Here is a 14903-nt window from a genome sequence, read left to right on the forward strand (position 1 = left end):
TATCCATGACAAGGCATTGTATCTTGACTGTTTTGGAGTCAATGTTAATTATTCAAGACAAGGAATTGGCAGTTTAATGCTTAAGCAGGCCAAATATTTAAGGCTTTTTGTTGTGGATATAAATAAACCAGCTATTAATGTATATTTAAAAAACGGATTTAAGCAGGTAGATGGAATTTATGAAGAAAAAATAGATGATGGCCTTATATTGCGTGAATATGGGTTTGAAATAGAAGCATTAAGGTAACAGAAAATCGAATTTGTGAAGGAGAAAAATGTAATGAATAAAAATAATATTTCTATACAAAAGGCCAAAATAGAAGAATATGATGATCTACGAAGGATTTTTTTAAATACAAGACAAGAAAGCTTTAACTGGATGAAGTATGATGGTATAAAATTAGAGGATTTTGATAGTAGTACAGAAGGAGAATTAATATTAACAGTAAGAATAAATAATAACATCGCTGGATTTATTTCAATTTGGGAAGAAGATAAATTTATTCACAACTTATTTATTTCATCAAATTTTAAAAGGCTTGGAGCAGGCAAAGCCTTGATAAATGAAGCTGTAAAAGCAGTAGGATTACCGTTAACATTAAAATGCGTAAAGGCAAATATAGATGCTTTCAAATTTTATTTATCTCAAGGGTGGACAATCGAAGAGGAAGTTACAAAAAATGAAGCTTATTATTTAATGAAATATGAAGGATAGAGTTGATTCAATATTTAAGACGTATAATATCATAAGTTAGAAAATAAATACATATGAGTAAAAATATGAGTTGTATTAAATTATGAGGGAGACTAAATAATGTTTGAAGAAATAGTATTAGAAAGCAAAAAAGCATGGGAAAAGAATGCAGATTTTTGGGATGAAAGGATGGGGGATAACTCTAATCGTTTTCATTGTCGTATTGTAAGATCAAGTGTTGAAGAGTTACTCGAAGTAAATAAGATTGTAAGGGCAAGAAAGGTATAAATTTCAATATAGTAATCAAGGGTTTTAAATTAATGCATAACATTTATAGTCTACATCATTAAAGAGGTAGACTATAAATGTTATAGTGTAGGCTTATTCCTTTTCATATTTTATATCTCCGCATACAGGGCAAGACGGAAGAGTGTCATTTTCATCATTAATAACTATTTTTTCGCCACATGTAGTGCAAATATAAGTTCCTTTACCAGGCTTATCTCCAGCCTTATATATCATAGATAACACCTCCTTGTTATCTATGATATTCTCTGTTTTTCTGAAAATTCCTTCAATTACGCAAAGGATTTTTAAAATTTATGTAGAAAATATATTTATGGTAATAATTTTTGAAATTAAAGGAGGAATTTTAGTTATGAGAGGAATAGCTGGTTTGTTAGGATGGATCGGGGTTTGGGGTTATGGAATTGCATTGCTTAATTTTTTTATGAAATACATAAATAAAAAGTATATAAATAACCTTCCTAAAAATAGAAAAGGATTTATAAATTTCTATAGAACTATAATGAGATATGTAGTGAGATATCATAAAATTGCTGGAATAATAGCCTCAATAGCTATAGTTGGACATCTTTATTTGATGTATAATTTTAAGGGATTATCAATACCTGGTCTTATAGCAGCTATAGTAATGTGGTCTGTTTTTACATTAGGCATATATGGATTTGCTATTAATAAAAATCTAAGAGGTCCATGGGTGAAAGTTCATAGAATTTTATCTTTTATTTTAATACTATTAATAGGTTTTCATGTAATGTTTTCAAGATTTTTATTGATTCGCAAATAGCAGAATATGAAAGTATTGGTTAGTTCTTGTGTTATGGGATGTAACTGCAAATATAATGGTGGCAACAGCTTAAATTCAAGAGTGGTAGATTTTTTAAAAGACAAAGAAGTTATTAAAATTTGTCCAGAGATGTTAGTTGGTATGAGTATTCCAAGAGCTTCTGCTGAAATAGTAAATGGATGTGTTACTGAAGTTAATGGCAAAAATGTTGATAAGGAATATCGAAAAGGAGTTGAATTGGCATTAGAAAAAATAAAAAATGAAGATATTGATCTAGTAATTCTTCAGTCACGTAGTCCAACTTGTGGAGTTAATAGAATTTATGATGGGAGCTTTACAGGAAAATTGATTGAAGGTCAAGGACTATTTGCTAAGGCTCTTATTAATGCTGGATATAGAGTAATTGATTCTGAAGATGTTTAATAAATAGTAATTTTGTCAGGAGGCTTGAAAATGGAAATGGGATGTATAGTACGTTCCTGGAGAATGAAAGATGCAAACGATCTTGCAAAGGCTTTGAATAACAAAAAAATTCTTGATAACTTAAGAGATGGATTGCCATATCCATACACAGTAAGAGATGCAAAAAAATTTATTTCAGCAATGCTTGATGCTGATAAGAATTCAACATATGCGTTTGCAATTACTATTGATGATAAGGTAATAGGAAGTATTGGGGTGTTCCGCAAAGATAATATCCATTTCAAAACTGCGGAAATAGGTTACTATGTTGCAGAGGAATATTGGGGACAAGGAATTGGAACAAGTGCAGTTAAACAAGTATGTAAATATATTTTTGAAAATACTGATATTATCAGAATTTTTGCGGAACCTTTCGATTATAACTTTGGATCATGTCGTATACTTGAAAAATCAGGATTTTTGTATGAAGGTACTTTAAGGAAAAATGCAGTGAAAAATGGAGTTGTTCTTGATATGAAATTGTATTCAATAGTCAAGGAGTAGAAGGTACGAAGTCCTGCATTGTGTAACATAATTTTAGATTGAGTTCTGTCATATAATTGAAAAATTGCTTTTAGCAAAATAGGTCAAGTAAAAATTCATAAGGGTATGTTATGCTTTATCAAAGAGGTGAGAACATGGAAAATTGGGAAAAGATAAATGCGGTATATCGTATGCAAATTTACATTGAGAATCATATAACCGAATCAATAAATCTTTGTATGCTTGCAGAGGCAGCAGGATATTCACCATGGCATTCTACAAGGATTTTCAAGGAATTAACAGGTAAAACACCATTTGAATACATTCGAGCACTTCGTTTGTCTAGGGCGGCTGTTAAATTGAGAGATGAGAATGTTAAAATAATTGATGTTGCACTTGATTTCGTATTTGACTCACACGAAGGTTTTACAAGGGCATTTTCTAAGCAATTTGCTATGACTCCTAAGTACTACTGCAAAAATACTCCTCCACTGAAACTTTTTATGCCCAGCCATATCCGTGATTATTACCTCATGCTACAAAAAGGAGAGGATAACATGTCTGAAAGTTCTAATGTCAAAACAATTTTTGTGCAAGTGATTGACCGTCCTGCAAGAAAGTTAATTTTAAAACGTGGAATTAAAGCTACACATTATTTTGAATATTGTGAGGAATTAGGCTGTGATGTATGGGGTGTGCTTTCTAGTATCAAAGAAGCCATATATGAACCTATTGGAATGTGGATGCCCGAAAACTTACGCAAATCAGGTACGTCAGTATATACTCAAGGAGTAGAAGTTCCATCTAATTATGCAGGAGAAGTCCCAGAAGGGTTTGATTTAATTGATCTTCAGCCTTGTAAAATGATGGTATTTCAAGGGCAGCCTTATGATGATGAAAAATTTGATGAAGAGATAAAGGGGCTATGGGACATTATGAAAAATTACAATCCTGAGGTTTATGGATTTAGATGGGCAGATGAAGATGGACCAAGATTTCAATTAGCACCTATTGGATACAGAGGATATATTGAAGCAAGACCAGTAAAACAGTTAAATATAAAATAAGTCATATAGCTTTTATTAATGTTCACAATTATTAAAAACTGAATAATTTATTAAAACACCGTATTATTAAGCTTTACGGTGTTTTTTATTTTGCACTTCAATAACTATGTAACTAAGTTTAATAGTGTACTATCTATGAACTATGTTATAATTTACTAAAAGGTGTGTTATTATTCTCCAGCAAATATAATATTATATTTTGTATGTCAGTAAATCCCGACTATAGAAGAAAACATATTGTTAGTGAAATATTTTCGTTGATGTTTAATATAGAAGATGAAATAAGGAATATAACACAGATAAAGTTCAATTTAAAGTTGAGTATCATAAATAGTAAATTTGACGAGAAAAGAATATATCATTAAGTGAATATAAAAAAGAAATTTTTAGTAAAGATTATTAATATTTTGTGAGGTGTAGTAAATGAACATCATTTTTGAAAAAATGAGCAGCGAGCATAAAAAAGAAATTATGGAAATTTTTAATTTTTATATTAAAAGTGGAACAGCTGCCTTTCCAAACAATACATTGCCTGAACAGTTTTATGCAATGCTTATGAAAAAATCAGAGGGATACCCTGCCTATGCTCTTAAAAGTGTAGATAATAATTGTGTGGTTGGTTTTTGTCAGTTAAGTCCATATAATCCATTTCCAACATTCAAATCAACTGCATGCATTACTTATTTCATTGCAAATGAATATACAGGAAAGGGATTAGGTGAAAAATGCTTATTAAAATTGCAGGAAGATGCTTCAGAAATGGGAATTACTGATTTGGTTGCAGAAATATCATCAGAAAATTATGGCAGTATAGAATTTCATAAAAAACATGATTTCTATGTTGCTGGAGAATTGAAAAATATAGGTATTAAGTTTAATAGAAAGTTTGGCGTTGTGTATATGCAAAAAAATATTTGATTTTTAGTATAATACTTTTAGGCCAATTAACTACCGTTTAAATAAAGATAAACCAGAATTTGTTGAGAAGATAGTCATAGTAAAAAGTACAAAAAATTGGTTCTTTAAAAAGGCAGCTGCACTTGATTATGATGTGAGTGTAATATTTCTATTATAAAGTGAGTTGCTTTATTATAAATAGTAAATTTATTTGCTAGTTAATTAGCGTATTAATTTTAATAGAATAAGAGAGGGAAAATAATGATTCAATAAATTGTTCATATTGCGTTAGTAGTAAAAGATTATGATGAAGCAATTGAGTTTTACACAAAAAAGCTTCATTTTACATTGATAGAAGATACATATCAGCTAGAGCAAGAAAAAAGATGGGTAGTAGTGGCTCCACCAGGTTCAAATGGGACAACAATATTACTTGCAAGAGCATCTAAGTTAGAACAAGAATCTTTTATAGGAAACCAAGCAGGAGGAAGAGTTTTTCTATTCTTAGGAACCGATGATTTTTGGCGTGATTATAATGAAATGATAAAAGCAGGAATAGAATTTGTTAGAGAACCTAAAAGACAAGATTATGGAACGGTTGCGGTATTTAAAGATTTATATGGCAACCTATGGGACTTAGTTGAGTTCAATGAAAATCATCCAATGTTTAAAAGAGTTAAAATATAGTAATTTGACAAATTTAAAAAATATGACATGTTAAATTAAAAAATATTAAGTAGTTCGGGTGAATACCTACCACAGACAAAGGTTTTTTGTTTGTGGTTTTTTTAGTATATGTTGAATTTAGTCTAAAAAACATTCGATTTTTATTTGGAATTAAGAGGAAAGAATATGGTTGAAACTAATTTATTATTGAGACAACGTATGTTATTGCGTCTGTTAAATGAACAAAAGGGTTATGTTACTGGAGAAACTTTAGGTAAGCAAATGCGTGTTTCTGATAGGACTATTAGAAAAGATGTTTTAGAACTTAATAGGATATTGAAAAATTTAGATATATGCATACAATCCATAAGAGGAAAAGGGCACGAATTACAAGTTAAAGACAAAAAAGTATTAGATGAATTGCTTCGTGTAGGTGAAAACTTTTTATCAAGAGAGGATAGAGTACGATATCTAACAATGAAACTGATATCTTCTAATGGAGCTGTTAACTTAAGCGATTTTGAAGATGAAATGTTTATTAGTAGAACTACGCTTGAAAGGGATTTGCAGGAGTTTAAGTCTAAGTATGTAACTGAAAAACCGTATTTGGCATTGTTTCAGGATAATGGTATGATATGGCTTGAAGATAATGAAATAAAAAAAAGAATTGTGATTAATAATATGTTAGTTGCTGATTGGAATTATAGTTCTAAAGGAAATATTTTTTATAGAAATCAATATCTAGATACAGAAGCTTTTGATATTATTTCAACTAATGTGAATAAGTATTTAAGAATTTATAATATTAGAATGGATGACCCCAGCTTGGTTTATTTTATTTTTATGATTAATTGCACATATGAGAATTCAAAATGGACATGAATTAGATAAATATGAATATGAATATGTATTTGATGTAACTATTGACACAGCAATAAATGGGCTTTTAGATTTACTAGAAAATTTGTTAAATTGTTCATTTTGCTATGAAGAGCGATGTGCTATAATTCATCAGTTAACTAAAGTAAGAATATTAGATTTAGAAAAGTTAAGAAAAGATAATGTTCATTTGTTTGTAGATAAAAGATATATTTATATGATAAATGATTTAATAACAAGGATTAAAGAATTATATAATTTAGACTTTTCTAAGGATGAAGATTTTTTTATTACTTTAGTTTTTCATATACGGTTGTTAGAAAATAGAGTATTTCATGAAAAATCTAAGCCAGATGAACTTTTGAATATAATAAAGAGGGAATGTTTGTTCGAATATGAATTAGCATTGTTATTTAAAGACATTTCTATTGAAAGGCTAGGGGTTGATCTAGATGAAAAGGAACTTATATATTTAGCCTCTTGCTTAGCTGGTGCAATAGAAAAAGTAAAAAATGACACTTGGAGTAGTGGGATATCTGTAATAATTGTTAGTCATGTAAATCATAGCATATCATGGTTAATGAAAAGAAAACTAGAAGCTTTTTACGGTAGTATGATTAATGTCGTTGCTTTGAATTCAATATATGAGAAACACAAAATCAACACGCAAGATGCTAATTTAGTTTTGTGTACTGTCGAAAAAGAAATTACAAAAAGAAATGATGTAACAACAATATATGTTTCAGCAACTTTAAATGATAAAGATTTTGAAAAGATTAATAAGTTTATAGATAAATTGAAAGAGGATACCGTCTTTCCTTGTGTTCCTAAACTATTTTTCTCAAGAGAGAAATTCCATTCAAGTGTTGAGTTACACAACAAAGAAGATATATTAAAGCTTTTAGTAGAGGATTTAGTAAAAGATGAGTGTGTATCACCAGAATATTATGATTCAATTATTATGCGTGACAAGCAATCTTCTTTAGCAATTGGAGAAGGAATAGTTTTGGCTTATGCAATGCATCCATGTAAAAAAACTGGAGTTTCAGTTGCGACTATAAAAAATTCAGTTATGTGGGGGAAGTGTAAAATCAAAGTAGTAGTTGCATTATCAATGGCAGCTAAAGATTTTAAGCTTCTTTTTAAAATTTTCAAGATGGTATATAAAGATTTTAATTATGATAAGAAATTATATCAGGTTAAGACATTTGAAGAATTTGAAAAATATATATTTGAATGATTTTAGCATAGATAAGGTGGCATTCCTAAAAAGGGAGGCCACTTTTTTGTATGAATCTCTTGCAGCATTGCAATAGAATTGTAAAATTGCAATGATTATTATATTCTTAAAGAATTAAAAGTGCTTCATAAAAGATGTTTTAAAATAAGTTAGACAAATAGATAAAGATAAAAATGAAGGGTCAACATTTTGGTATATAAATTGCTTGATATAGACAACAGTGAGATTTATAGCAATTAACTATAGAGATATATAAGTGAATATTTTTAAGATAAACAATTTTATAAATTAGATTTAGAAGAAGAATATTTATTATATAGTATTAAACAAGCTAGTTATTCTGAGGAGGAGTTAGAGTGAAAAAAACAAATAGTCTATTCATGAAAATTTTTATGATGTCGGTTATATGTATGATTGTACCTATGTTAATAAGCTTAATTTATGTAAGTTTTTCAGCATCAAGTTCAATGCAAGAAAAAGTAAAAAATTCTTTATCAAGTTCAGTCCTAGAAAAGTCTAATCAAATTTCACTGGCCTATGAGGATATTTCTAAAATGACTGAGGCAATTGCAACACAGCCATATGTTATTGAATATTTTAAAGAATTAAATAAAAATAAGCAAGTAGATATTTCAAAAACAAAATATATTGAGAATTATATAAAAGTTTTATTTAATAATTCCAGTGGAATATATGAAAATATTTTTTTTGGATATGACCGGAAAACATTAATTGATGGAATTGGAGGAATGTCAGTCGGTCACGAGTACAATGATAATCAAGAACCGTGGTATAAAATAGTTATGAGTAATCCTAAGGCTTATATAGGAAATACTCAGCTTTCTCCAGTATCTGGAAGGCCTAATACAATTTTAGCCTATCCAGTAATTGATCCTGATTCAAAACAAATATTGGCTACCTTTGCATGTGCCATTGAGCTTGAGAAAGTAACTAAAACTTTAGTTAAGAGCAATTCAATTGAGAATAGCAAAACCCTTTTAATTAATTCTTTTGGTCAAGTCCTTGGAGCAGAAGATCCATCTCAGATTCTTAAATTGGACTTTAGCAGGGAAAAGGGAGATGTTCAAGAATTTTATAAACAAGTTAAGGAAAATAGTTCTGGATTTGGCTTTTTTACTTTAAATGGGGTTAAGAACATTGCTGCATACAAAAAAGTTGAAAAGTTTGATATGTATGTCATAAACTTTATGCCAATAACTCAATTCACAGTAGAGGTAAATAAATTACAAAAGGGAATTACTTTGGTAATTGCTGTTAGTGTAGTTATTTTCGCTTTTATGATTTTCTTTTTTTCAAGGAGTATTGTTAAACCTATAAAGTTAGCTACAGAGTATATGAAGGTCATTGCTTCAGGAGATTTCTCCCAAGAAGTGCCAGTAAAAGCAATGAAAAATAAGGATGAAACAGGAATATTAATGAAATCAATTGATTCAATGCAAAAGGCTATAAGAGATATTGTTAGTACTGTAGTACAAGAATCTAAAAATTCTAAGGAATCGGCTATATCAACCAATCTAGTGGCACATATTCTAAATAATGAAATAGAGGAGGTTACTGCTACTATTGAGGAAATGTCCGCAGCTATGGAAGAAACTGCAGCGACAGTTGAAGAAATAACAACTACCTCAAATGAACTTGGAGTGGCTGTAAAATCAATTACAGATAAATCTAAGTCAGGAGCTGATACTTCTAGTCTAATAAGTAAAAGAGCACAAGAACTGAAACAAAGTGCTGTTGTTTCACAAAAAACGGCCAAAGAGATTAGTGAATATATAAATGTTAATATGAGAAAGGCAATTGAACAATCTAAAGCTGTAGATAAAATAGATGAATTAACTGAGGTTATTTTGAAAATATCAGCTCAAACAAATTTATTGGCTTTAAACGCTGCAATAGAGGCGGCAAGAGCAGGTGAAGCAGGAAAAGGATTTGCCGTAGTCGCTGATGAAGTTAGAAAATTAGCAGAAAACTCAAAAAATACTGTTACTGAAATTCAACAAGTCATAAAGCTGGTTGTGGCAGTTGTAGATAACTTGCAAGAGAATTCTGAAAAAGCACTAGAATTTATAGATTCAAAAGTTGTAAAGGATTACGATTTTATGGTTCAAAGCGGAGAACAGTATTATAAAGATGCTAAATTCGTTGAAAACTTGGTTAGTGACTTAAGCAGTGATGCACAAAAATTAAATAATTCAATGAATGATATGGTTAATTCGATAAATCAAATATTAATTTTAAATACTGAATCTGCTGAAGGTGCTCAGAGTATTGCAGAGAGAATAACTACTACTTTACAAAAATCAACTAATGTAATAGAAATTTCAAACAGAACTGAAGAAAGCTCTAAAAAGCTGAAAGATATTGTTTCAAAATTCCAAGTATAAAAATATGCTAAATACTATGATTAATATGACATAGGAGATAAGAAGCAAAGTGTTAATTTTAAAATCCAATACTATATTGCAGTATTGCAATGTAGTTGTAATACTGCAATGTAGCGTTGAGAAAACTAAGTAATTTTATAATCAATGATTTTAAGAAACAAGATGAATAGGGAGTTAAGGTCTATATGGAAATAAAGTGATTTTTGGCACGTAAATTGCTAAAGTATATAATTGTTATGAAAATAGTTCATGTGATTGTTTTTCTTATCAGTAAGTTGTTTTTACATTAGCAGAACATTTTTTTTTCTTAGTTATTTCTAAGAGATTCTTGGAATCAAGAAAAATAGATGCCATGAAACTGTAAAGGTTTAAATAAAAATGTTTGTTATCCTCCTGAATTTATTAGTTCATATTGGAGGAAAATATAAAAGCTTAATGGATAAAAAGTTAGGCTAACCAATGCTTAGGGAATTCCGTAAGCTACTAATAATGATGTGAAGGGAGGAATTAATAAAAAATTACATAAAGTGTGATTAAATGTTAAAAGACATAATTAGAAATAGGAGGGAAATCTAATGAATAATAATGTTGTTAATAGTGCTAAAAATATAAGCACAATGAATTTAGTGGCTATTCTTGCAGTTCCGCTGATCTGGTTTTTTGAAGCAGCAGCACTTGGACCAGCTCTAGCAGTAATATTAGAGGCGTTTCCAGGTACATCAAAATTGATATCTCAATTAGTCATGACAGCGCCTTTTCTTACTACTACTCTTTTCAGCTTAGTGGCAGGACGACTAGCAAAAACTTATAATAAACGCAATATAATTATTTTTGGACTTTTAATTTATGGTGTTACAGGAATGGCTCCTGCTTTTGCTACTAGTATAAATACTATTTTGATTTTAAGGGTACTTACAGGTATAGGAGCTGGACTCTGTTTACCGCTGCCAAGTGCTATAATATCAGAACATTTCACAGGGGAAAAAAGAGAAAAATTGACTGGTATGACTACATCTGTTGCAAATATTGCTAATTTGTCTATTAGTGCAATTGTTGGATTTCTATTGGCTTTTGGATGGCAGTGGAGTTTTTATTCATTCGCAGTTATATTTGTTGTTTTAATTATTGCAATATTCTTTCTACCAAGTTCGCCACCTATTAAAGAAACAGAACAGGTGGCAAAAGAAAATGTTGAAGTATCACCTAAAAGCAAATCAGTTCCACCAGTTGTATATGCTCTTGGATTGTTTATGCTGTTTGGATGGGTTTTTACAGGGTTCACTACATTGAACATTGCATTCCGTTTTGTAGAGCTAAAGTATTCAACTGGGATGATTGGAATTGGTCTTGTATTCCCGGGTCTTGGAGCAATGTTTGCTGGTTTCGTGTTTTCTCAATTGAGCAGATCTCTTAAAAGTTTTTATGTGCCTGTGGCAATATTTATAACTGCAGCAGGTTATTTTGGAATGAGTACTATAGAAAGTTTTATTCCGCTACTTGGTGCTATTTTATTGGTTGGTTTTGGAACTGGATCTATAGTGTCCTTCATACTAAATATGACTGCACTTAAAACAAGTTTGGAGCAAAGAGATGCTTCTTATGGTATAGTAAACAGTTGTATGCATTTGGGGTTGTTGGTAATGCCTTTTATCCAACTAGCAGTGGGAATGGTTTTTAATAACAACTCATTAATCTTCTTATATCATGTTTCTTCAATCTTTTTGGTAATTGCCGGTGTAATATTTATAATAGCAAGAAAAAAAGTAAGTTCAGAATCTATTGAATTAGGTTTAGATAGTCAAGGGTAAAAAACTTAATATAATTATCTACTTGATATTTGTATTACATATTAATAATATGATGCTGTTCTAAAATAGAGATGAAAGTTCTGTTTTAGGACAGCATCTTATTTTACAAGATTTATAACAATAAATAGCTGTAATATGGATAAATATAAAAAAGGTAAATAGAATAATGAAATGAAAACAACAAAAAATTGCACTTAAATTTATGAAGATAAGGAGTGGATTGCAATGAAAAATAACCTTGGGGATGAAGAAAAGTTATTAATAAGTGATGAAGTGAAAGAAGCAGAAATGATGTTATATGGGTTAGATGATACATTACCAATACAAAAAAATATAGTATATGGATTTCAGCACGTAATTTATTTTGTGGTATCTGCAGTAGTAATGCCAGTTGTAGTTGGTGCATTGCTTGGACTATCACATCATGAAATAGCAAGTATGCTGCAGAGGACCTTTGTTTTGTGTGGTATTATATCAATTCTGCAGGCAAAGTTTGGACATACATATCCCATTATTGACGGTCCAGCAGGCCTTTGGACGGGAGTTATTACACTAATGGCAGGGTTGACTCCAACTTTAGGAAAAGATTTGTCAGTTCTAATAACTGACCTAGAGAGCGGAATGATCATCGCGGGGGCCGTTGTTATGATTTTGATGATTTTGGGACTAATACCATATATTTCGAAATTATTTACCCCCGTTATTAATGGCGTACTGATTATATTAATGGTATTACAAATAAGTCCAAGCATTATAAAGGGGATGCTTGGAATCACCGAACAGAATAAGGTGATTGACATTAGGTGTACAGCAGTTTTTTTTGTCACAGTTATTCTTATTTTAGTAATTAGCCTATTTACAAAAGGATTTTTGCAAAGTATTTCAACCTTGGTGGGAGTCATCGTGGGATGGATTATGGCATTGCTGCTTGGCATCGCCAATCTCACTAGTTTGACAAGTGAAGGTTTTGTTTCTTTACCACAAGCATTTGCATGGGGAAAACCAACTTTTGATGTAGGTATTACCATTACATGCATAATAGCATCGCTGGTGATATTATCTATGACATTTACCAGTGTAAACAGTATGGCTGAAGTTCTGGGTGAAAGCGTATCAAATAAGCAGATGAGTCATGCGATTTTCATTCATGGTTTGTCGGCTTCTTTTGCTGGTGCGTTTCCTACAATAGCATTTATGCCATATCTATCATCCACTGGAATAACTGCGATGACGAGAGTTGCAGCCAGAAGGCCATTTGTTTTAAGTGGTGTTATGATGATTGCATTAGGAATTGTTACTCCAATCGGAATGCTGTTTGCTTCCATACCGTCACCAGTTGGCTGTGGTGCACTCATCATGGTTTTCGCATTAATCACAGGGCAAGGATTAAAAGAATTTCAAAAAATAAAAATCACAAATAGGGAAAGTTTTATTATTGGTATTTCTGTTCTTATTGGAATCGGAGCGATGTTTTTACCCAATACAGCATTTCAAGGTTTGCCAAGTGTCGCAAGGTCTATTCTGCCTAATGGGATGGTAGATGGAATTATTATTGCTTTTTTAATGGAAAATTTGTTATCAAAAAAGTTCTAGGAGAATTGAAGTTGTGAGATGGCAGGGGAGCTTGCTTAAAATATTAATCTATTAAGCATATCTTAAGTGTTAAATGATATTATGCAGTCTTGCAATGGAATTGTAAAGTTGCAACGCTGTATTTAGTTCTTGCAAAGAACTAAAATAAATGATTGATGCTTAATGCCTTTAAAATAAGGCAAACAGACAAATTGTAGTTCAAAAAAAGTGGTTTAATGTTTTTGGCATATAATTTGCTATGTTATATATTGTAATAAAAAATTTAAATAAAAAAGGAGAGATAACATTATGTCAGAAATCGCAGTTAGACACACACGGGAAGAGTGTTTTGAACACACAAATGATTGGAAAAAACCATACGATGGAAGCATCTTCGATATGTTCAAGGGAGGTTCTTTCGAATTAATCGATCTTTCAAATCCATTCGGAAGAGGAAATCCACTTTGGCCATCAAATGGGGATTTTCATATTGACAGAGTTCAGCATATGCCTATGCATTACAGACTTCTCCAGACATTTAATTCATTCCATATGCACAATTCTACACATGCAGATTCACCATCTCATGTTATCCCAGAAAGTCCATTTACACATGAGCTTCCAATCGAAAACTACTTTGGAGAGGCTGTATGTCTTGATATTCCAAAGGGAAAATGGGAGTTAATTACAGTAGAAGAGATTGAAGAAGCAGCTAAAAAGGTTCCAGGCGGAATCAAAGAAGGAGACTGGGTACTTCTTAACACAGGTACACACAGACGTTGGGGCGAGAATGATGATTATTTCGCATACAGCCCAGGACTTTCTATCGAAGGTGCAAAATGGTTCGTTGAACATCATGTAAGAGGTGTTGGTTTCGATATGCAGGCAATCGATCACATTCTTTACACATATGCTGCAAATCACGGCCCTGGCCCATATGTTCCAAGAATTTGTGAAGAGTACGAAGAGATGCACGGACATCCAGCACTTGACGATTTCCCAGAATGGGAGCCATGTCATGATATTCTTATGGCTAACAACGTAATGGGTATTGAAAATCTTGGTGGAGACCTTGATAAAGTTAAGAATCAGAGATTCTTATTCGGTGCTTTCCCTCTTCGCTGGTACATGGGAGATGGTACTATCGTTCGTGCGGTTGCTTTTGTTCCTTCAGACAGAATTGACAGAAGTGTTCCAGATAAACAGTATCCATACGGTGTATACTAAGAGTTGAAGCAAAAAAGAAATGTGCGTAAGAGAAGCTATTCATAATCGTGGGGAAATGATTATAGTTAAGGGGAAAAATATTAATAAAGTATGAAATTACATATTAATAGAGTGACTATGAAAATGGTACAGAGGTGACGGATCAATTGTAAGAATGGTTGCATTTATTGATGAAGACGAAATCAATAAAGATGTTGAGCCTAGAGAATATAAGTGGGGCGTATATTAATAGTTGAAATCATAAGGGCTGTAGCACAATAGAGAAGCACGACCGACACTTAACTTATGCGACCGGATATATTTACATTCTTCCAGCACGATAAATACTTTTGACAAGTCTCAAGCCCATATTTTTAAAAAAGCTAAGAATCTAAGCTTTTTCCAAAATATGAGCTAAGACTTGTAGCAAAAGT

General features: G+C 31.2%; 16 protein-coding genes. 15 read left to right on the forward strand and 1 reads right to left on the reverse strand.

Translation table 11 applies throughout. The features are described 5' to 3' along the window. Window positions 1-16: 16 nt before the first annotated feature. From I6U48_RS29840 to I6U48_RS22325, 3 genes are all read left to right on the forward strand, one after another. Window positions 17-247: a GNAT family N-acetyltransferase gene (locus I6U48_RS29840; protein WP_376774592.1), complete on the forward strand. Its 231-nt coding sequence runs from the start codon at window positions 17-19 to the stop codon at window positions 245-247. 33 nt (window positions 248-280) lie between these two features. Then, window positions 281-715, forward strand: coding sequence for a GNAT family N-acetyltransferase (locus I6U48_RS22320; protein WP_218322694.1), 435 nt, complete (start codon window positions 281-283; stop codon window positions 713-715). 99 nt (window positions 716-814) lie between these two features. Next, window positions 815-982 (forward strand): hypothetical protein, encoded by a 168-nt coding sequence (locus tag I6U48_RS22325; protein ID WP_218322695.1) that lies wholly within the window; start codon window positions 815-817, stop codon window positions 980-982. Window positions 983-1075: 93 nt separating this feature from the next. Here the strand turns inward: I6U48_RS22325 and I6U48_RS22330 are convergent, their stop codons facing one another. Continuing rightward, entirely contained in the window at window positions 1076-1216 is a 141-nt protein-coding gene (locus tag I6U48_RS22330; RefSeq protein ID WP_218322696.1) for a zinc ribbon-containing protein, read from the reverse strand. 136 nt (window positions 1217-1352) lie between these two features. Between I6U48_RS22330 and I6U48_RS22335 the strand changes: the two genes are divergently transcribed. The 12 genes from I6U48_RS22335 to I6U48_RS22390 all read left to right on the forward strand — a co-directional run bounded on the left by I6U48_RS22335 (window position 1353) and on the right by I6U48_RS22390 (window position 14490). Then, window positions 1353-1784, forward strand: coding sequence for a hypothetical protein (locus tag I6U48_RS22335; protein WP_218322697.1), 432 nt, complete (start codon window positions 1353-1355; stop codon window positions 1782-1784). Between the two features lie 6 nt (window positions 1785-1790). After that, window positions 1791-2207 (forward strand): 2-thiouracil desulfurase family protein, encoded by a 417-nt coding sequence (locus I6U48_RS22340; RefSeq protein WP_218322698.1) that lies wholly within the window; start codon window positions 1791-1793, stop codon window positions 2205-2207. Window positions 2208-2243: 36 nt separating this feature from the next. Further along, the gene (locus I6U48_RS22345) at window positions 2244-2750 is read left to right on the forward strand and encodes a GNAT family N-acetyltransferase (protein WP_218322707.1); all 507 of its coding nucleotides are present in this window, start codon (window positions 2244-2246) and stop codon (window positions 2748-2750) included. Window positions 2751-2884: 134 nt separating this feature from the next. Continuing rightward, complete coding sequence (locus I6U48_RS22350; protein WP_218322699.1) at window positions 2885-3796, forward strand: helix-turn-helix domain-containing protein; 912 nt, start codon at window positions 2885-2887, stop codon at window positions 3794-3796. A gap of 423 nt (window positions 3797-4219) precedes the next feature. Continuing rightward, window positions 4220-4714 carry a GNAT family N-acetyltransferase gene (locus I6U48_RS22355; protein ID WP_218322700.1) on the forward strand — a complete coding sequence of 165 codons (495 nt, stop codon included), beginning with the start codon at window positions 4220-4222 and terminating at the stop codon, window positions 4712-4714. A gap of 252 nt (window positions 4715-4966) precedes the next feature. Next, window positions 4967-5380 (forward strand): VOC family protein, encoded by a 414-nt coding sequence (locus tag I6U48_RS22360; protein WP_312891116.1) that lies wholly within the window; start codon window positions 4967-4969, stop codon window positions 5378-5380. A gap of 165 nt (window positions 5381-5545) precedes the next feature. Beyond that, complete coding sequence (locus I6U48_RS22365) at window positions 5546-6241, forward strand: HTH domain-containing protein (RefSeq protein ID WP_218322701.1); 696 nt, start codon at window positions 5546-5548, stop codon at window positions 6239-6241. Then, window positions 6219-7478: a PTS sugar transporter subunit IIA gene (locus I6U48_RS22370; RefSeq protein WP_218322702.1), complete on the forward strand. Its 1260-nt coding sequence runs from the start codon at window positions 6219-6221 to the stop codon at window positions 7476-7478. The genes I6U48_RS22365 and I6U48_RS22370 overlap by 23 nt, the downstream gene beginning before the upstream one ends. Window positions 7479-7834: 356 nt before the next feature. Continuing rightward, window positions 7835-9883 carry a methyl-accepting chemotaxis protein gene (locus tag I6U48_RS22375; protein ID WP_218322703.1) on the forward strand — a complete coding sequence of 683 codons (2049 nt, stop codon included), beginning with the start codon at window positions 7835-7837 and terminating at the stop codon, window positions 9881-9883. Window positions 9884-10458: 575 nt separating this feature from the next. Continuing rightward, window positions 10459-11691 (forward strand): MFS transporter, encoded by a 1233-nt coding sequence (locus tag I6U48_RS22380; protein ID WP_218322704.1) that lies wholly within the window; start codon window positions 10459-10461, stop codon window positions 11689-11691. Between the two features lie 225 nt (window positions 11692-11916). Next, on the forward strand, window positions 11917-13284 hold the full coding sequence (locus I6U48_RS22385; RefSeq protein ID WP_218322705.1) for a uracil-xanthine permease family protein: 1368 nt from the start codon (window positions 11917-11919) through the stop codon (window positions 13282-13284). A gap of 288 nt (window positions 13285-13572) precedes the next feature. Continuing rightward, window positions 13573-14490 carry a cyclase family protein gene (locus tag I6U48_RS22390; RefSeq protein ID WP_218322706.1) on the forward strand — a complete coding sequence of 306 codons (918 nt, stop codon included), beginning with the start codon at window positions 13573-13575 and terminating at the stop codon, window positions 14488-14490. Window positions 14491-14903: the final 413 nt, after the last annotated feature.

Source organism: Clostridium thailandense, assembly GCF_019207025.1.
Lineage (GTDB): Bacteria > Bacillota > Clostridia > Clostridiales > Clostridiaceae > Clostridium_AM > Clostridium_AM thailandense.

Bases quoted from the DNA above. Each gene is read 5' to 3' on its own strand.
- I6U48_RS22380 (WP_218322704.1), top strand. From the start codon at position 10,459: ATGAATAATAATGTTGTTAATAGTGCTAAAAATATAAGCACAATGAAT.
- I6U48_RS22345 (WP_218322707.1), top strand. From the start codon at position 2,244: ATGGGATGTATAGTACGTTCCTGGAGAATGAAAGATGCAAACGATCTT.
- I6U48_RS22365 (WP_218322701.1), top strand. From the start codon at position 5,546: ATGGTTGAAACTAATTTATTATTGAGACAACGTATGTTATTGCGTCTG.
- I6U48_RS22350 (WP_218322699.1), top strand. From the start codon at position 2,885: ATGGAAAATTGGGAAAAGATAAATGCGGTATATCGTATGCAAATTTAC.
- I6U48_RS22355 (WP_218322700.1), top strand. From the start codon at position 4,220: ATGAACATCATTTTTGAAAAAATGAGCAGCGAGCATAAAAAAGAAATT.
- I6U48_RS22335 (WP_218322697.1), top strand. From the start codon at position 1,353: ATGAGAGGAATAGCTGGTTTGTTAGGATGGATCGGGGTTTGGGGTTAT.
- I6U48_RS22390 (WP_218322706.1), top strand. From the start codon at position 13,573: ATGTCAGAAATCGCAGTTAGACACACACGGGAAGAGTGTTTTGAACAC.
- I6U48_RS22370 (WP_218322702.1), top strand. From the start codon at position 6,219: ATGAGAATTCAAAATGGACATGAATTAGATAAATATGAATATGAATAT.
- I6U48_RS22330 (WP_218322696.1), bottom strand. From the start codon at position 1,216: ATGATATATAAGGCTGGAGATAAGCCTGGTAAAGGAACTTATATTTGC.
- I6U48_RS22320 (WP_218322694.1), top strand. From the start codon at position 281: ATGAATAAAAATAATATTTCTATACAAAAGGCCAAAATAGAAGAATAT.
- I6U48_RS22385 (WP_218322705.1), top strand. From the start codon at position 11,917: ATGAAAAATAACCTTGGGGATGAAGAAAAGTTATTAATAAGTGATGAA.
- I6U48_RS22325 (WP_218322695.1), top strand. From the start codon at position 815: ATGTTTGAAGAAATAGTATTAGAAAGCAAAAAAGCATGGGAAAAGAAT.
- I6U48_RS22340 (WP_218322698.1), top strand. From the start codon at position 1,791: ATGAAAGTATTGGTTAGTTCTTGTGTTATGGGATGTAACTGCAAATAT.